The sequence below is a fragment of the Treponema sp. Marseille-Q4132 genome, from assembly GCF_014334835.1.
Classification (GTDB): Bacteria; Spirochaetota; Spirochaetia; order Treponematales; family Treponemataceae; genus Treponema_D; species Treponema_D paredis.
Map to the genome: position 1 here is coordinate 1,306,020 of NZ_CP060591.1, position 18,066 is coordinate 1,324,085.

The 18,066-nt window shown below is 50.7% G+C and carries 12 protein-coding genes; 5 read left to right on the forward strand and 7 right to left on the reverse strand.

The genetic code is table 11. The features are described 5' to 3' along the window. Position 1 precedes the first annotated feature (1 nt). The 4 genes from H9I35_RS06005 to H9I35_RS06020 all read left to right on the forward strand — a co-directional run bounded on the left by H9I35_RS06005 (position 2) and on the right by H9I35_RS06020 (position 3,934). Positions 2 to 670, forward strand: coding sequence for a beta-ketoacyl synthase chain length factor (locus H9I35_RS06005; RefSeq protein WP_187420654.1), 669 nt, complete (start codon positions 2 to 4; stop codon positions 668 to 670). Then, complete coding sequence (locus H9I35_RS06010; RefSeq protein ID WP_187420655.1) at positions 667 to 1,521, forward strand: lysophospholipid acyltransferase family protein; 855 nt, start codon at positions 667 to 669, stop codon at positions 1,519 to 1,521. Before H9I35_RS06005 ends, H9I35_RS06010 begins: the two co-directional genes overlap by 4 nt. Before the next feature lie 125 nt (positions 1,522 to 1,646). Beyond that, complete coding sequence (locus tag H9I35_RS06015; protein WP_187420656.1) at positions 1,647 to 3,017, forward strand: sodium-dependent transporter; 1,371 nt, start codon at positions 1,647 to 1,649, stop codon at positions 3,015 to 3,017. A 416-nt stretch (positions 3,018 to 3,433) separates the two neighbouring features. Next, a complete protein-coding gene (locus tag H9I35_RS06020) occupies positions 3,434 to 3,934 on the forward strand; it encodes a hypothetical protein (protein WP_187420657.1) in 501 nt (166 codons plus the stop codon). 226 nt (positions 3,935 to 4,160) lie between these two features. Here the strand turns inward: H9I35_RS06020 and carB are convergent, their stop codons facing one another. After that, positions 4,161 to 8,369, reverse strand: a complete 4,209-nt coding sequence (carB, locus tag H9I35_RS06025; RefSeq protein WP_187420658.1) for a carbamoyl-phosphate synthase large subunit — start codon at positions 8,367 to 8,369, stop codon at positions 4,161 to 4,163. Positions 8,370 to 8,384: 15 nt separating this feature from the next. Beyond that, on the reverse strand, positions 8,385 to 9,767 hold the full coding sequence (locus H9I35_RS06030; RefSeq protein ID WP_187420659.1) for a carbamoyl phosphate synthase small subunit: 1,383 nt from the start codon (positions 9,765 to 9,767) through the stop codon (positions 8,385 to 8,387). 175 nt (positions 9,768 to 9,942) lie between these two features. Here H9I35_RS06030 and H9I35_RS06035 point away from each other — a divergent pair, with 175 nt between their 5' ends. Then, the gene (locus tag H9I35_RS06035; protein ID WP_187420660.1) at positions 9,943 to 10,905 is read left to right on the forward strand and encodes an ROK family protein; all 963 of its coding nucleotides are present in this window, start codon (positions 9,943 to 9,945) and stop codon (positions 10,903 to 10,905) included. Positions 10,906 to 11,306: 401 nt separating this feature from the next. On the opposite strand, the gene H9I35_RS06040 is transcribed toward H9I35_RS06035, so the two are convergent. The 5 genes from H9I35_RS06040 to H9I35_RS06060 form a co-directional block, all read right to left on the reverse strand. After that, positions 11,307 to 12,212: a substrate-binding domain-containing protein gene (locus H9I35_RS06040; RefSeq protein WP_187420661.1), complete on the reverse strand. Its 906-nt coding sequence runs from the start codon at positions 12,210 to 12,212 to the stop codon at positions 11,307 to 11,309. Positions 12,213 to 12,250: 38 nt separating this feature from the next. After that, the gene (locus H9I35_RS06045) at positions 12,251 to 13,270 is read right to left on the reverse strand and encodes an ABC transporter permease (RefSeq protein WP_187420662.1); all 1,020 of its coding nucleotides are present in this window, start codon (positions 13,268 to 13,270) and stop codon (positions 12,251 to 12,253) included. Beyond that, the gene (locus H9I35_RS06050; protein ID WP_187420663.1) at positions 13,267 to 14,799 is read right to left on the reverse strand and encodes a sugar ABC transporter ATP-binding protein; all 1,533 of its coding nucleotides are present in this window, start codon (positions 14,797 to 14,799) and stop codon (positions 13,267 to 13,269) included. Before H9I35_RS06050 ends, H9I35_RS06045 begins: the two co-directional genes overlap by 4 nt. Positions 14,800 to 14,917: 118 nt before the next feature. Then, entirely contained in the window at positions 14,918 to 16,024 is a 1,107-nt protein-coding gene (locus H9I35_RS06055) for a GSU2086 family protein (RefSeq protein ID WP_252722739.1), read from the reverse strand. A 66-nt stretch (positions 16,025 to 16,090) separates the two neighbouring features. Next, positions 16,091 to 17,977 carry a PfkB family carbohydrate kinase gene (locus H9I35_RS06060; protein ID WP_187420664.1) on the reverse strand — a complete coding sequence of 629 codons (1,887 nt, stop codon included), beginning with the start codon at positions 17,975 to 17,977 and terminating at the stop codon, positions 16,091 to 16,093. Positions 17,978 to 18,066: the final 89 nt, after the last annotated feature.

The following is an 18,066-nucleotide window of genomic DNA, read 5'->3' on the forward strand; positions in this document are numbered from 1 at the left end:
CGTGGCACGGATTGTTGTTTCAAATATAACAGCGTGGGCGCCCGGACTCGAGTCGAACGAAGATTGGAAAAAATGGGCGCGCGGTGAAAAACCGATCCTACCGACGAACGACGCGCCGAAGCTCGAATACACCGACGCTATTTTCCGAAGAAGGCTCAGCCAAATAAGCAAAATGACGATTCAAGTCATTCACGACCTGCTCGAAAAATCCGAAGAGGCAAAAGATATGCCGCAAACGTTCATCTCCTGTCGCGGCGAACTCGCGCGCGAATTTTCGGTGAGCAAAAAACTTGTCGAAGAAAAAGAAGTATCGCCCGCGGCTTTTTCGCTTTCCGTGTTCAACACGCCGATCGCGCTCGCAACGATTGCCTTCGGTCTGCGAGGAGGATATTCGGTCATCTTTCCGTCTCACGGTAATTTCCGAAACGCCTTTGAAGGAGCCTGTGCGCCGATTCTTTCCGGCGAAGAAAAAGAAGTCATGCTCGTATATGCGGACGAACTCGTCCCCGAAGCGTATAAAGCTTTCGGCACGGAAAACTTCGAACCGCTCGCGTTTGCAGCCGTCCTTTCCCTTTCGAAAAACGGCGTCGCCATTTCCGATGTGTCCGCAGTTCCCGAACGAGCCGCGGATTTTTTAAAGAATATTATTTTGGAGGACACGGCATTTTGAGTAAATTAACGAATAACAAAACCGCTTCCGACGAAGTCCGCACATCCCTCGGTGATTTACCGCCGATAAAAAATCCGCTCCTCTACGTGTACGGATCGATTATAAAATTATTTTTCTATGCATTTTTCGGTACGGGCAGCATCCTGCTCGGCCTCATCGTCCTGCCGCTCGAACGGCTTTTCATTCATCCGAAAGCGCGCTTTCAAAAAGCGGCTCGAGCAACGGTTTCGTTTGCATTTCGATTTTTTATCAATTTCATTCGTATCTTGGGCGTCCTGCGCTTTCAAACGGCGGACAGAGAAAAATTCCGCAGCCTCTCGTCGAAAATCGTCGTTGCAAATCACCCGTCCATGCTCGATGTCGTGTTTCTCATTTCCCTCATTCCGAATGCGGACTGTATCGTACGCGGCAGTCTTGCCAATTCGCTGTATGCGGGCGTCATCAGACAGCTGTACATCGTCAATACGCTCGGCTACGAAGAGATGATCGAACTTTGCAAAAAATCGCTTGCGACCGGCACGAATCTCATCGTATTTCCCGAAGGTACGCGGACGCCCCGCAACGGTACGAACACATTCAAAAAGGGAGCCGCCCGCATGGCGCTCGACACACATTGCGACATTCTGCCGGTATACATAGGCGGCAACGATAAATACGGACTCGGCAAACACGACGCATTTTTTTCATACGCACGGTCGGGTGTGTACCGCTATAACATCTATGTGCTCGATGAAATCAAAATCGCCGACTACGAATCGCTTGAACCGCAGATTGCGGCAAAACGCATTACCGAAAAAATACATCAAACGATCGCGGGCAAAGCCCAGCTTGTCGACAATCGCACGGTATAAATCGACAGCTAAAACGGCCGAAAGTCTCTGAGTTTTCAGATTTCACAAGGACGGATTATTAATCGAAAAATTCATATCGGTTTTTATAAAATCAAAGATAATAATTATTAATTTTGGAGTTCATTATGGAACAACGTGAAAGCCTCAGCTCGAGGCTCGGATTCATTCTTCTTTCGGCAGGATGTGCAATAGGAATCGGAAACGTTTGGAAGTTTCCGTATATCACAGGCTTTCACGGCGGCAGCGCCTTCGTACTCGTATATTTGTTTTTCCTCATCATCATGGGCATCCCCATATTGACGATGGAATTCGCCGTCGGACGGGCGAGCAGAAAAAGTCCGCTGTATGCATTCAACGTGCTTGAAAAACCGGGGCAAAAATGGCACTTGCACGGCTATATGGCGCTCGCGGGAAATTACCTGCTTATGATGTTTTATACGACAGTTACCGGTTGGATGCTTCACTATTTTTATCTCAGCGTAACGGGCGCGTTCGACGGTAAAAATGTTGAGCAAGTGAGCGCATTTTTCCCGGCAATGCTTTCAAAGCCGGGCGTTATGGTTTTTTGGATGATCGTCGTCGTCGTCTCGGGCTTTGCAATCTGCGCCGCGGGGTTGAAAAAAGGCGTCGAAAAAATGACCAAAATAATGATGACCGCGCTTTTTGCGCTCCTGCTCGTACTTGCGATCCACAGTATCTTTTTAAAAGGCGGAAGTGCGGGTTTGAAATTTTATCTCCTTCCCGATTTTAAACGGATGCAGGAAACGGGCATCGTCGCTACCGTCGTCGCCGCGATGAATCAGTCGTTTTTTACGCTGAGCCTCGGTATCGGCGCTATGGCGATTTTCGGCAGCTATATCGGAAAAGAACATTCGCTGTTCGGCGAATCGATACGCGTCGCAGCTCTCGACACTTTTATCGCTTTTTTTGCAGGTCTCATCATATTTCCGGCGTGCTCGGCATTCGGTGTCGATGCGGGAAGCGGGCCGAACCTGCTTTTTATCACATTGCCGAACATCTTCAACAATATGGCAGGCGGACGAATTTGGGGCAGTCTCTTTTTTCTCTTTATGGCTTTCGCGGCTTTTTCAACCGTTATCGCCGTCTTTGAAACGATCATCGCGTGCAATATCGATTTGACCGGCCGGTCGCGAAAAAAAATTGCCGCCGTCAATATATTCGTTATGATAATCCTTTCTCTGCCGTGCGCACTCGGCTTCAATGTACTTTCGGGCATACAGCCGCTCGGCAAAGGTTCGGGCATCCTCGACTTGGAAGATTTTCTCGTCAGTAACATCGCCCTTCCGCTCGGTTCGCTCATCTATCTGCTGTTTTGTGTATCGAAGAGCGGCTGGGGATGGAAAAATTTTACCGAAGAAGCGAATGCGGGAGCGGGAGCAAAGCTTCCGAATTGGCTGCGTTTTTATACGACGTATATTTTGCCGGTCATCATCATATCGATATTTATCATCGGTATAAAGGACAAATTTTTCTGATGCCGACGCGGAAAATCCATGGTAATATTATAAAAATACGGTATAATATCTATAGACAAAGAAATGTATCCGAATCAAGGAGGGAGGTACGATAAAAAGCGCCGTCTGAAATATCGCCGTCGCTGGAGTCTAAAGCCGAAAAACGCTGAAGCGTTTTTCTTTTAGGGGAGACACTCGCGATTTCTGTGCATTGCTCGAAATCGCAGCGTTCTTATCTCGAGTTTGCACGGATGTTTGCGGAAGCTATGTGTACGTATCGTTTTGATGAAAATTGAAAGACTACGATACAACATAGTTTCGCAAACTCGATTATTGAACATGTGCGCTTTTGCGCACGACTAAAAACTTTTTCGGAAGTTGCAACTTGCTTGAAGCTTCGCTGCAAGTACCTGCAAAAGTTTTTATAGGAGGTTGGTATGAAAAAGATTATGGCAATTTTTTCGGTGCTCGCGGCGGTATTCGTTTTTGCTTCTTGCGACGACGTATTGAAAGAAGTCGCACCGAAAGACACGTGGATCGCGGAACCTATCGATTATAAAGTCGGAAGCGAAACCGTTTCCCTTATGTGCTACCTGTATTATTCGGACAGCGGAACGACGACGCCGAAGGAAACGATCGATCCGGGACTTACGATCGTCGTCAGAGCGTCGACCGATGCGGAAGCGGTAAAATTATTGGGCAGCGGTACCGCTCAAAATTACATTATTAAAAACTTTCCGAAAGACTCGAAAATAGACGGCGGTTCCGTCACGATCAACGATACGCTTTGGGCAGGGGTCGGCATCGTCAGAAATTTTTCGAAAAAGACAACCTCTACGCCGGAATGTCTCTCGATGGCGGGATATGACAAATTCACCGGCACTTTCAACTGGGACGGAATTCTTGCAAAACTCATTCTTGAGAGCATAAAGAAGTAGCGCTGAAATTGGAACGCCGCCGTTTCCATCTCCGAATGAGAAATCGGCAATTTCCGCGTCGTTTGCACCGCCGCACACTTTTCAGAACGGCGATGACGCCGATGTGAAAATTTTAACAATCGATTCGATTGCAAATTTAACAAAAACCGCGAGGTTCGGCTCACCCCGCGGTTTTTTATTCGTGTAAAGGTTTTACCGGCCGCGACGACCGACGGCGGCTATCGATTTAAATCTCGATTTCGCCTTCGTAAACCGTATCGCTCTGCCCTGTCAAATAGACGGTATCGCCGGTATACTTTACGATGAGCGTGCCGCCGCGCACTTGCACGGTGATGTTTTCATCCATCGGACAATAACCGTTCAGTACGGCGGCGATCGCGGCCGCACATGCACCGGTACCGCAGGCAGGCGTTTCGCCGTTACCCCGTTCCCATGTCCGCATCTTCAATTCGTTCCGGCCGACGACACGCACGAACTCCGTATTCGTCCGATTCGGAAAAACGGCGTTGTTTTCAAACAGCGGACCGATTTTTTCGACATCGACTTTATCGACAAATCCGCAAAATACGACGCAGTGCGGCGTACCGACGGAAAGACATGTAACATCATATTTCGTACCGTCTACGGTAAGCGGCACGTTAACGATCGCTTTTCGAGGAAGCCGAGTGGCAAGCGATTCGCGCGAAGTCGGAACGGGCGTAAGCGTCGTCGGAAGAGATGCCGCATCGAAGAGCGGACGCCCCATATCGACGGAGACGGAAGAAACTTTTCCGTCGAGTTTATACAGCACGAGCGATTTCGTGCCGCTCGCCGTATCGATTGAAAGAGACGCAGTCGGAGATGCCGCATCTCCGCGGTCTTTTACACCGTTGATATTGTTGTCATACAGATATTTTGCAACGGAGCGGATCGCATTTCCCGCCAAGCGGCCTTCGCTTCCGTCCTGATTGAAAAACTGCATATACGCGTCCGCTTTGTCCGAATCTTTGACGAGCACGAGCGAATCCGCGCCGATTTCCATGCGGCGGTTGCATAGACGGACGGCAAGCCCCGCAGGATTCGATACAGCCTGCTTCCGCGCATCGATGAGGATAAAATCGTTTCCCGTACTCTGCATTTTATAAAAGCGCAGTTTTTCTTTCGATTCGCGCAGCGCGTTGATATCGACGAGTTCGACGTTTTCCGCATTGTAATGGCTCATGAGGCAGTTCGCGATCGCGTTCGCCGTATCGATCGCGGTGAGGCAGGGTATGTCGCGCTCTACGGCGTGCCGCCGCATCCGCACGCTGTCGGCATGCGGATCGCGTCCCTTCGTACTCGTCGAAATCACGTAGTCGATTTTACCGGTATCGAGCAGCGTCAAAAGATTGTCGTCGGGATTTTCGTGGATTTTGTTTACGACCGTCACTTCCATGCCGAAGTCTTTAATAACATCCGCCGTGCCTTCGGTCGCGTACAGCGTAAATCCCATATCGTAAAATTTCCGTGCGAGGTCGGGGATTTCAAATTGATCGGTTTTTCGCACCGTAAACAAAACGCCGCCGCTTCTTTTCATACGGTAACCCGCGCCGATGAGCCCCTTGTAAATCGCTTCTTCCATCGTCGACGCAAGACCGAGCACTTCACCGGTCGATTTCATCTCCGGTCCCAAATGCGTATCGACATCCATGAGTTTTTCAAAACTGAACACCGGCACTTTTACGGCAAAGTACGGCGGAATACGGTAAAGGCCCGTACCGTAACCGAAAGTTTTCACTTTTTCGCCGAGCATCGCGCGCACTGCAAGTTCGACCATCGGCACGCCGGTCACTTTGCTGATATAGGGCACCGTGCGGCTCGAACGCGGATTCACTTCGATCACATAGAGATCGTTGTTGTAGATGAGATATTGAATATTGACAAGCCCTTTCGTACCGAGCGCAAGCGCGAGTTCGCGCGACTGCTTGATAATTTTTTGCCGGAGGATATCGTTGAGATTCCACGACGGGTACACGGCGATCGAATCGCCGGAATGAATGCCCGCACGCTCTATGTGCTCCATGATGCCCGGAATCAAAATGTCTTTGCCGTCGCAGATCGCATCGACTTCGAGTTCGGTGCCGCCCATGTATTTGTCGATGAGCACCGGATTTTCGATGCCCTGCGAAAGGATGATACCCATGTATTCGCGCACATCGGCGTCTCCCCATGCGATAATCATATTTTGTCCGCCGAGCACGTAAGAGGGCCTCAGCAAAATCGGATAGCCGATGTGCCGTGCGGACGCGATCGCTTCTTCCGTCGTCAAAACCGTTTCCCCGGCAGGTTTATTGATACCGAGTTTGACGCAAAGCGCTTCGAATTTTTCGCGGTCTTCCGCAATGTCGATAGATTCGGCGCTCGTGCCGAGAATTTTTATACCCTGTTCATCAAGAAATTTTGTTAATTTTATCGCCGTCTGTCCGCCGAAAGCGACGACGACGCCGATCGGTTTTTCCGTATTGATGACGCTCATCACGTCTTCCGGCGTAAGCGGTTCGAAGTAAAGGCGGTCTGACGTATCGAAATCGGTTGAAACCGTTTCGGGATTGTTGTTGATCGTCACGACATCGTAGCCGAGCTTTTTCAGCGACCACACGCACTGCACCGACGCATAATCGAATTCGATCCCCTGCCCGATGCGGATCGGACCAGAACCGAGCACGATGATCGTACCTTTTTTGCTTTTCGATTTTACGTGTTCGGCGAGAAAGTCCGCCGCTTCGTTTTCTTTATCGTAGCCGCCGTAAAAATACGGCGTTTCCGCACTGAACTCTCCGGCGCAGGTATCGACCATTTTATACGTTGCGGGAATATGCGCGAGCTTGCCCTGCTTTACGAGCGCGGCAGCTTTTTTCGCTTCTTTAATAATTCCCGAGCCGCCCGGTATTGCGACTCCGCTCAACTCGGTGATCGTTTTATCGGGGAAGCCGTCTTTTTTCGCTTCAAGATACAAAAGCGGTGAAAGCTTTTGTTTTCCGGTTTTTACCGATGCGAGTTCGAGTTCACGGAACGCGATGTGCTGCAGTTTTGCCAAAAACCATATATCGATTTTCGTAATTTTATTAATTTCGTCGATCGACATGATGCCGCGCACAAGCGCTTCGTAGATCGCAAAAATCCTGCGGTCGGTACATTCGCCGACGCGTTCTTTGATGAGCTCATCGCTTTCGTCCACAAACTGTTTTAAGCGCATCGAGTCCGTTCCGATTTCGGCGCCGCGGACGGCTTTCATAATCGCTTCTTCAAACGTGCGCCCTATCGCCATCACTTCGCCCGTCGCTTTCATCTGCGTACCGAGCGTGCGTTTTGCGTATACGAATTTGTCGAACGGAAATTTCGGCATCTTTACGACGACGTAATCGACGACGGGTTCGAAACAGGCCGATGTTTTTTTCGTCACAAAGTTCGGGATCTCGTCGAGGTTATAACCGATCGCGATGAGCGTTGCGACGCGCGCAATCGGATAGCCCGTCGCTTTCGATGCGAGCGCCGACGAGCGGGATACGCGCGGATTCACTTCAATGACCGCGTATTCGAAACTCGACGGATGCAGCGCGAACTGAACGTTGCAGCCGCCTTCCATGCCGAGCGAATTGATAATATTGAGAGCGGCCGATCGCAGCATCTGATATTCTTTGTCGGAAAGCGTCATCGTCGGAGCGACGACGATCGAGTCGCCGGTATGGATGCCGACGGGATCGAGGTTTTCCATAGAACACACGGTGATCGCGTTCCCGCTGTGATCGCGCACGACTTCGAATTCGATTTCCTTCCAGCCGGCGATACATTTTTCCACGAGAATTTGATGGATGGGCGAACGGTGCAGCCCGTTTTGCGCAATCTCTTCGAGCTCGCTCTTCGTTTCCGCGATGCCTCCGCCCGTGCCGCCGAGCGTAAATGCGGGGCGCACTATCACGGGATATCCGATTTCATGTTCGGCAAAATCGACGGCATCCTCAAGCGTCGTTACGACCTTGGACGGAATGCACGGTTCGCCGATGGACAGCATCGTGTCTTTGAAAATCTGCCGATCTTCCGCTTTGTCGATCGTATCCGGCCGCGCACCCAAAAGCTGCACTCCGTGACTTTCCAAAAAGCCCGATTTGGCAAGCTCCATGCTCAGCGTCAATCCGGTTTGTCCGCCGAGCGTCGAAAGCAAACTGTCGGGCTTTTCCTTTTCGATAATCCTGCGAATCGTTTCGGGAATAAGCGGTTCGATATACACCGCATCCGCCATGGAGCGGTCGGTCATGAGAGTCGCGGGATTCGAATTGACGAGGACGACGCTCAAGCCCTGCTCTTTGAGCGCTTTGCACGCTTGCGTGCCCGCGTAATCGAATTCGGCGGCCTGCCCGATGACGATCGGCCCCGAACCGATAACCATAACTTTATGAATCGATGTATTTAACGGCATACGGCATCCTCCCGATCATCCGCGCACCTTTGCGCTTTTCGTTTTACGTACGGCGCGATGAGTATCCGCACTCTTCGCTTTTTGCACGACGGACCGTTTTCCCGCAGTTTTCTTTTTCGCTGAAGTGTCGGAACTTTTTCCCGTTTTTACCGTACTCTCAGGTTTAGCCTTTTTTACGGTTTTTCCGCGTTTGGTCGATCGTATCGCAGCTGCAAAATACGAGGCGGCATCGACGGCTTTGTACGGTGTTTTAAAATTATTAAAATACGCATGATCGTTTATTAAATTAATAAAATCATCGAAAATAAAATTCAAATCGAGCGGACCGGCTGCGGCTTCGGGATGAAACTGCACGCTGAACGCCGGTATATCGGTATACGTGATACCTTCGCACGTGCCGTCGTTCGCGTTGACAAAACTCAAAACCGCGCCGTGCGGCAAGCTCCCGTTTTCCACCGCATACCCGTGATTTTGACTCGATATGTACACGCGCCCCGTCGAAAGATGCTTTACCGGCTGATTTTCACCGCGGTGACCGTATTTTAATTTTTTCGTCTTTGCCCCTCGCGCGAGCGCAAGCAGCTGATGTCCGAGACAGATGCCGAAAACAGGCACGCCCGATTTACACACCGCTTTTATATTTTTAATAATTTCCGTATTTTCGGAAGGATCGCCGGGACCGTTTGAAAGCATGATGCCGTCGGGTTTGAGCGAAAGGATATCTTCCGCGCTCGAAGCGGCGGGGACGCGCATGACGAGGAGTCCGCGCTTTGTCAATTCCCGTTCGATATTGGCTTTAGCACCGAAATCCCACAGAACGACGCGCTTAGCTTTGCCTTTTTTTGCGGGCGCGGCCGGTTTCGTATCGTTTTCACTGCACGACACCGCCCGTACCGCATTGATAATTTTAAATGACTTTATTTTTTTCAAAAGCGACGCTTTTGCGCGGCTGTCTTTGAGCGCTTTTCGAACGGCATCCGCGGCTTCCGAATCGCCTGAAACGAGCAGCGCGTTCATAACGCCCGCTTCCCTCAGTACCTTCGTCAAAGAGCGCGTATCGATATCGTACAGACCGACCACTCCGTTCTTTTTTAAAAACGAATCGAGCGTCCCTTCGCTTCGGAAGTTCGAAGGCACATCGCATTTCGAGCGTACGAGGTAAGCTCTCAGGTGACAGGAAGAACTCTCAAAGTCGGCTGGAATGACACCGTAATTTCCGATGAGCGGAAAAGTCTGCACGACGATTTGCCCGTAATAACTCGGATCGGTCAAGGTTTCAATATAGCCTGCCATGCCTGTCGTAAACACCGCTTCGCCCGTTACCGAACCCGCGGCTCCGAAACTCTTTCCTTCAAACACTTGCCCGTTTGCAAGAACAAGGAATGCATCGTTATTCATCTTAAAATGCAATTATATATTTTTATGAAAAAAAAGAATACCCCGTTTGTGCATTCTTCCCGGAACAAACGTATCGGAAAATAATTTCCTGAAAAAATAACGGCTATTGTAAAAAAGAGGCCGTACTCCCTGCGGGACGCTTTTCTCTGTGGGCCTTTTGCGCTATAGTCGGCCTATGAACGATTACATCGGATTCGATATAGGCGGAACGAAATGCGCGGTTGTTGCCGCACGCGCGGATTGGGAAAACAACGCATGTACCCTTGTCGCACGAAAGCAAATCGCCACGGAACGCGTACCGTGGCAAAAAACGCTCGATGCGCTTATCGCTGCGGCAAAAAGCATTATCGCCGAACACGCGCTGCACCCTGCGGCGCTAGGCATCAGCTGCGGAGGCCCGCTCGACGAAAAGACGGGGCTTGTCATGTCGCCGCCGAATCTTCCGGGCTGGGATGCCGTTCCCATTACACAGTATATTTCCGAGAGGCTTTCCGTTCCCGCTTTTTTGCAAAATGATGCGAACGCATGCACCGTCGCCGAGTGGAAATTCGGTGCGGGAAAAGGCACGCGTAACCTCATATTTTTGACCTTCGGCACGGGACTCGGAGCCGGGCTTATCCTCGACGGCAGACTCTACGAAGGCACAAACGGACTTGCAGGAGAAGCGGGACATATCAGACTTGCGGAAAAGGGCCCGCTCGGCTACGGAAAGCACGGATCTTTTGAAGGATTTTGTTCCGGCGGCGGTATCGCGCGACTCGGACAATCAATGGTGACGGATGCGAAAAAATCGGGCGAACGATCGGTACTGCTTTCAATGCACGGCGAAGAGCTCACGGCAAAAACGATTGCGGAAGCTGCCGATTCCGGTGATGAGCTTGCACGGCGCATCTACGCGCGCTCCGGAGAATACCTCGGACGCGGACTCGCACTTTTAATCGATTTATTAAATCCCGAATGCATCGTCATCGGAAGCATATTCGCGCGCTCGGAAAATCTTTTGCGGCCTTCAATGGAGCGCGCCATAGAAAAAGAAGCGCTCGAAGTTCCGCGAAAAAGCTGCCGCATCGTACCCGCCGCGCTCGGAAACGCCATCGGCGATTATGCGGCAATCGCGGCCGCATGCAAAAACGGATAAGCGAGGTGTGCGGACTCGCGCAACTGCAAACACGCTTTCATTTAAACAAAGAATATCTTTAGGACGAAACTTTCGGAAGAACCGGCTTGCTTCGGGGTTTCCGTGCTGCCGCACCGCACTCGCAGTAAACCTGCGAGTGCGCCCTCCGCATCCGGCGTAGGATTGAGAAGAAAACACAGCGTATTTGAATACCGCGCTTTGGAAGCGACTGTCGCAATTTTTGCAAGCGGCAATTATTGGCGGAAGTACAACAGCTCGTACTTTGCAAATGTATATTCGCGCAAGGGATTTACAATACAAAAGTAAATTAAGGAAACTGTCCAAAAACCGGAGTTTTCGGACAGCATCCGAATTGATTACATTACGATGGTTTTAAATTAATCGATCTACATTCGGCGCGCTTATTTTTTCGTCAAAACCGAAACGCCCGTGTCATAATAGGCGGGGCTGACCTTTTCGCCGTTGAGTACTTTTGCCGCACTCTTCATACCTTCATATCCCATCACATCCGGGTTTTGCGCCATCGTCGCAACGAGAGAACCGCGCTGAATCAAATTCATGATCATATCGGATTTATCGAAACCGACGCCGACCGCCGCACCGTTCGATTCGGCAATAGCGCTTCCGACACCGACCGTCGAACCTTCGTTCGCACCGAAAAGACCGACACAGCCTTGAGCGATAAAATTCGACGCGGCATCTTTCGAGCGCGCAGCATCTCCTTCGCAGTACTGCGTTGCAAGGATTTTGAACTGCGTTCCTGCAAATGCGCTGCGGAATCCGTTTTCGCGGTCGAGCGTCGACGTCGTTGCAGCGTTCGTGTTGATGATACCGATCGAGCCTGACGTAATTCCTTTTGCCGAAAGCGCTTTGATGAGTTCTTTGCCTGCAGTCACGCCTGCAGCTTTATTGTCGGTCGCGAGCGTCTGCTCTCCGGGGAATTTTGCGGGGCTGTCGACGTAGATAATCTTAACGCCTGCAGCGACCGCTTCTTTCAGCGCGGACTGCACCGCCGTCGGACCGTTTGCCGCAAGCAGGATAACATTCGCGCCGTCGGCAACCGCATTGTTAATGCATTCGATTTGTTTGTTATCGTCTTTTACATCGGGAGCAAGCCACTTGTACGTAATGCCGCCGATTTCTTTCACAGCCTTTTCGCAGCCCTGATTGACATTGACCCAGTGCTGATCCATTTGATCCATCGTGATCAAATAAACTTTTTTCGAACCCGCATCCTGTTTGCCGGTTGCAAACACGGATCCCGCCAAAACAAGCGCCGCGATGATAAAGGTCAAACCTTTTTTCATACTTTCCTCCTGATTATTAATACTATATTCTCTGCATTTTATGCAGCAGAATTTTTTACCGCTTTTTTTCCGGCGTGACGGCCGGTACGCACGATGATATCGAGCAATACCGAAAGGATGACGATAATGCCGATAACGATATTTCTGATCGCAACCGGCGCGCCGGCAAACTGCAGTCCGTTTTGCAGCACACCCCAAATCGAAGCGCCGATAACCGTACCGAACAAAAGCCCCTGTCCGCCGAGCGTCGACACGCCGCCGATAACCGATGCCGCAACCGCATACAATTCGTAGGCATTTCCGCTGTCCATCGTCCCCATACCGCTCGTTGCACATGTGATAAGACCGACGACGCACGAAACGAAAGACGACACGAGATAGGCTTTCAGCGTCGTTGAAATGATATTGACACCCGAAAGACGTGCGGCTTCGATATTCGATCCGATCGCGTAGATATGCCGGCCTGTCCGTGTCCGCGTCAATATAAAATTGAACACGAGCCAAAACACGATCGCTATCCAAATCGTATTGTAAAAGCCGAGCGTCTTTCCGTAATAGAAAAAATTGCGGAAACCTTCCGCCGCTTCTCCGATGGAATCGGTATTGTAGTTGCCGTTCGCGATCTGAGCCACTCCGCGCGCAATCGTCATCGTACCGAGCGTCGCGATAAACGGCGGCAATTTGCACAGTGCGACGAGCAGCCCGTTCGCAGCTCCGACGGCAAGACAGCACACAAGCGTAATCGCGACCGCCGCCCACGGGTTCGTGCCTTTGGTCATAAGCGTCGCGCTTATCATACAGCTCATGCCGATGAGCGAACCGATCGACAAATCGATGTTGCCGGTAATGAGTACATACGACTGCCCTATACCGATAAGCAGTATCGGCGCGATTTGGCGCAAGAGGTTTCCGACATTGCGGCTGCTGAAAAATACGGGGTTTACGATACCGAACGCGATGCTCAACACGATAAGCCCCGCCGTAACGGTAAGCACTTGTCCCATACCGCGGATTTCAAGAAGGTGTTTTATAGGATTTCGTTTTTGCATTTCACTCATACCGCTTTCGCCTCTTTTTCGATTTTTTTATTAAGAAAACGCGTTGCAAGATACAATATTTTCTCCTGTGTCGCTTCCGACGCGGGCATCTCGCCGGTAACCCGACCCTCGCACAGAACAACGATTCTGTCCGCTATCCCTAAAATCTCGGGGAGTTCGCTCGACACGAACACGACGCCTTTTCCTTCCTGTTTGAGTTTATTCATCAGATTGTATATTTCAACTTTTGCCGCAACGTCTATGCCGCGCGTCGGCTCGTCGAATATGATAACGCGGCTTTCTCGCAGCAGCCACTTCGCGACGACGAGCTTTTGCTGATTGCCGCCGGAAAGGGATGCCGCATCTTTATCGCCGCCTGCCATCTTTAACGACAGCCGCTTTACCGCATTGTCAAGCATCGCCTCTTCTTTTTTCCGATCGATGATGCCGAAACGGTTGCACAAAATATCGAGGTTCGGCAATGCAATGTTTTCTTTGATCGAAAGCTTCGTACACAGTCCGTCTTTTTTTCGATCTTCGGGCGCCAGTACGACCCCCTGTCTGATCGCATCTGTAGGACAATTGACGAAGATTTCTTTGCCGTCGAGTTCGATCGTTCCGCCGTTTTTCGCATCGACCCCGAACAGCGCGCGCGTCGATTCCGTCCGCCCCGCACCCATAAGCCCCGCAATGCCGAGTATTTCACCTTCATATACGTCGAACGATACGTCGCGCACCATTTTACCGGCCGAAAGATTTTTTATCGAAAATATTTTTTTACCTCGCGGCATCGATACGCGCGGAAATTTTTCTTTGATTTCGCGGCCGACCATATTTTTAATAATCTCATCCATCCGCATGTCTTTAAATTCGCCGCGCGTGATGAATTTTCCGTCGCGCATGATCGTAACGCGGTCGGCGATGTCCTGCAGTTCTTCGAGACGGTGCGATATGTAAATAATGCCGACACCCTTTTCTTTCAGAGATTTAATAATACCGAAAAGCCTGTCGATTTCTTTACTTGTCAAAGCGGACGTCGGTTCGTCCATAATCAAAATCTTCGCATTTGTGTGAAACGCTTTTGCGATTTCAACCATCTGCTGCTTCGATACTTGGAGATTACCGACAACCGTATCCGGCGTGATGTCGTCCATCTGCAGTTCGTCGAGCACTTCCTGCGTGCGCTTTTTCATTTCGCGCTCGTTGAGTACGGATCCCCTGCACAGTTCCCTCCCCAGAAAAATATTCTGTGCGACCGTCAGATGCCCACACATATTGAGTTCCTGATGGATAATAGTAACACCGAGTTCCTGCGCTTTTTTCGGCGAAAGATTCATCTCCATGTCTTTGCCGAAAAGCTTCATACTGCCTTCATCGCGCGTATAGACACCGGAGATGATTTTGACGAGCGTCGATTTTCCCGCACCGTTTTCACCGAGGAGCGCCATCACTTCGCCTTCGCGCAATTCGAACGATACATCATCTAGCGCATGCACGCCGAAAAACGATTTGTAGATATGCCGCATATCCACAATTACTTTTTTGTCCATGAAAACCTCTCGTTTTATGAAACCGTTCCCATAATTATACGGCCTCATTTTCAAAAAGTCAAAGATTTTTTCGTGCTTTCATCGATTCGAATTCGACAAGCGGAAAATCGCTCTCCGGTTACCGGTGCAATGCACCGTACAATTCCACCAATATATCGCGGTTGTCGGCCGATGTGTAATCGACCGGACAGCCCATCCGGCTGAAGGTTTTCATAAAACGTAGGTAATATGCGGGATTATCCGCAGGCGGCTCGCCCTTTCTCCAATCCCACGTTTCGCGCTGCAAATCGAATACGTGGATCGCAGCGTTCCGAATCTCTTGCCCGTTTTGAATCGCAACGTTCCTTGCCATCGACAGCGCTTTTTCAAAAATCATCGGACTCATAACCGCCGATCCGATCGACAAATACACGCCGTTTTGCAAACCGCTCACCGATGCAACATAGCGTAAAAAATCGACTTCCGCCGTCCTCCCGATCGCGGCTCCCTTATTCGCTTTGTGCGTATAGATGATATCGTGGCCGAACATCGGATGATCGGTAAACGGCACGCCGTTTTCATAGCAGGCAGCCTGTACGCTGAAACGCTTATACGGATGCGCTATCGCCAAAAAGCGCCCTTCAGGCAGATCGAGGGAACGTATTTCATCGAGAAAATCGGCGGCGGCAGCACGCTTTGAAAGCGGAGCGTTTTTATCGCAGACAACCTTTTCAAGCGCTTCGACCGGCGGAATATCGATGCCGTCTTCAGCAATCATTTTGCCGACTGCCTCTCCGTAACCGAGCCCTTCGTATGCGCCTGCGACGATCGCCGCGTTGATCGAAAAGCCGGTTTCCTGCCACGTGCCGAATTGTCCGAGCGCGACGTTCGCGCAGACATCTTCGCTGCTTTGTCCTTGAAACGCAAATTCCCAATCGTGGATGACGCCGGCGCCGTTTGTGGCAAGGTGCGTAAACCATCCTTCCGCAACGAATTTCGAAAGCAGCGGACCGAGTCCGTTTTTGATCGCGTGCGCACCGAACGCACACATACGGGAAGCGCCCGCATCTTTCGCTTTCCGCAGTTCGTCGGCAATTTGTTCGGCACGGCGGCGCAGTTCCGGAGCAGCTTTGCTTTCATACGTTTTTTCATCGACGTAATCGCGCTCGATGAAAACTTTGTTTTTCCTTTCCGACAGCGGAAGGTAGCGCATCTCCGACCTGTCGAACAATCGCATCGCACTCATAACATTCCTTATTAAAATTTATTAACCGATAAAAATATCGAGCCTATTCGGAAAACCTCATACCGATTATGACCCGCCGTAAATACGGCGTATCTGCGAAAAATCGGGAATCAATACGTCCGCTCCCGCAAGCACGAGACGCGCTCTCTTCGCGCGATTGACGCCGAAGCGCTGTTTTTCGTCGGACAAAATGCCGACTGCAAAAAATCCGTTTCGGTGCGCTTCACGCATTTCGACCGGCCCGTCGCCGAAAACCGCACAGCTTTCCGGACGAATACCCTGCTCTGCAAGCTCTTTAATAATTTTTTGAATGACGATTTTTTTCGGATCGTTTTCAGGATCGCCGACCGAACCGCAGATGCCGCCGGTAAACAGATGCGCATAACCGAGCAGCTCCGCTTCGCGCACAACGTCGTCGTGATCGCTGCCGCTTGCCAAATACAATTTCGTCCCCGCTTCAAAAAGCGTTTGCAAAAAATCTCGAGCTCCTTTTATGGTTACGTCGTCCGCATTCAACTCACCGCGATGCAGCGCATCGACTTTTTCCCGCATCGATTGTTTTAATCGCCGGACGAATATCGCTTTGTACTCCTCCGCAGAACGAACGCTTTTTACAAGCCCGTATTTTTCTATGAGCGGGATGAGCAGCTGCATTTGAATGATCGTCTGAATACCGGTCGTTTTATCGATGAGTTCTTTGACGTCCGCCGTAATACGCTTCCGAAGCCCTTCATCCGCAAACGCATCCTGCGTCACCGCTTCGACCATGACGGCTTCCATGACACCTTCCCAGCCCTGCCGCAGTACGCTGATCGTTCCGTCGTGATCGAAGATCGCAACCTGAGGATAGATGCGTCGATTTTCGAATGCCGCCTCGTCGATGATTTCGATGTGCGAATCGGGAAGCGTCCGCGGCTTTTCCGCATAACTCGCAATTTCAGGATGACAGCGGAACATCGCATTATGCGCGACGGAACGCATATCCGAAAGCGAAGGATGCCCCGTCCGATACAGCGTCAAAACGCTTGCCGATGCGCCGAGATTTGCGGCTTCAACGGCATCGAAAAACGAAAGCCCCGAAACGAGGGCTGCGGCCATCGCAGCGATAAACGCATCTCCCGCTCCGACCGTATCGATCGGCTGAGTAAAGTCTATGCCGAGCGCGCGGCGGCTTTTGCCGTCCTGCACAGCGAGCGCGCCTTCTTTTCCGAGCGTTACGGCAATCGGTCGGTTCCAACGCGCCGAAAGAGAGGCGGCGGCTTTTTCGACCGATCGTTTGTTTCCGTTTTTTCCGTTATAATACGAAAGCGCTTCACGCTCGTTTATCTTATAGATGACGTTTTCATAACTTCCGATACGGTGCCGCGAATCGACAAGCCACACGATTTGCCCCGCAGTCGAAGCTATCCGTTTATTGAGTTCGCGTATAAAACGGTCGGTCGTCAAACCGGAAAGCAGCTGTTCGTTTACGATGATGCAGCGGTATTCGGAAAGCGACGCATCGAGTTTTTCGAGCAGTTCGTTTTGCGTCGCTTCGGAAATAAGGTTGAAGTTTCCCAAATCGAAACGGGGCAGCTCTTTTCCGTCTTTAATAATTTTGTGATACATATTCGTCTGCCAGTCCGTCTTTTGTACGATGATGCCGGAAGTCGAAATTCCGCGCTCTTTGCACAGCATCTCCAAAATCGCGCCTTCGGCATCGGAGCCCGAAACGCCGTAGAGATCGACTTTTCCGACCCCGAGAGTCCGAAGCGTTTCGGCAACGTTGCCCGCGCCACCGAGATAATACTCGCTCGATTTTACCGATACCGTTTCCAATCCCGTTTCTACGGATATTTCGGATACCGCCGAATCGGTAAAATAATAATGATCGATACAGATATCGCCGATAACGGCAACGGATGCGGACGCCAAAGCCGCTTCATCGAATTGATCCAAAAATGCAGACGTCATATTTTTACCTTTTTTTGAAACCGGTTTCATTAAATGATAAGACATGACCGGCCGTCTGTCAACAAAAAATTTTAAGTTGCAAAAGAGCA

Coding starts and splice junctions, on each gene's coding strand:
- carB (WP_187420658.1), bottom strand. CDS start 8,369: ATGCCGTTAAATACATCGATTCATAAAGTTATGGTTATCGGTTCGGGG.
- H9I35_RS06020 (WP_187420657.1), top strand. CDS start 3,434: ATGAAAAAGATTATGGCAATTTTTTCGGTGCTCGCGGCGGTATTCGTT.
- H9I35_RS06050 (WP_187420663.1), bottom strand. CDS start 14,799: ATGGACAAAAAAGTAATTGTGGATATGCGGCATATCTACAAATCGTTT.
- H9I35_RS06045 (WP_187420662.1), bottom strand. CDS start 13,270: ATGAGTGAAATGCAAAAACGAAATCCTATAAAACACCTTCTTGAAATC.
- H9I35_RS06035 (WP_187420660.1), top strand. CDS start 9,943: ATGAACGATTACATCGGATTCGATATAGGCGGAACGAAATGCGCGGTT.
- H9I35_RS06030 (WP_187420659.1), bottom strand. CDS start 9,767: ATGAATAACGATGCATTCCTTGTTCTTGCAAACGGGCAAGTGTTTGAA.
- H9I35_RS06055 (WP_252722739.1), bottom strand. CDS start 16,024: ATGAGTGCGATGCGATTGTTCGACAGGTCGGAGATGCGCTACCTTCCG.
- H9I35_RS06060 (WP_187420664.1), bottom strand. CDS start 17,977: ATGACGTCTGCATTTTTGGATCAATTCGATGAAGCGGCTTTGGCGTCC.
- H9I35_RS06040 (WP_187420661.1), bottom strand. CDS start 12,212: ATGAAAAAAGGTTTGACCTTTATCATCGCGGCGCTTGTTTTGGCGGGA.
- H9I35_RS06015 (WP_187420656.1), top strand. CDS start 1,647: ATGGAACAACGTGAAAGCCTCAGCTCGAGGCTCGGATTCATTCTTCTT.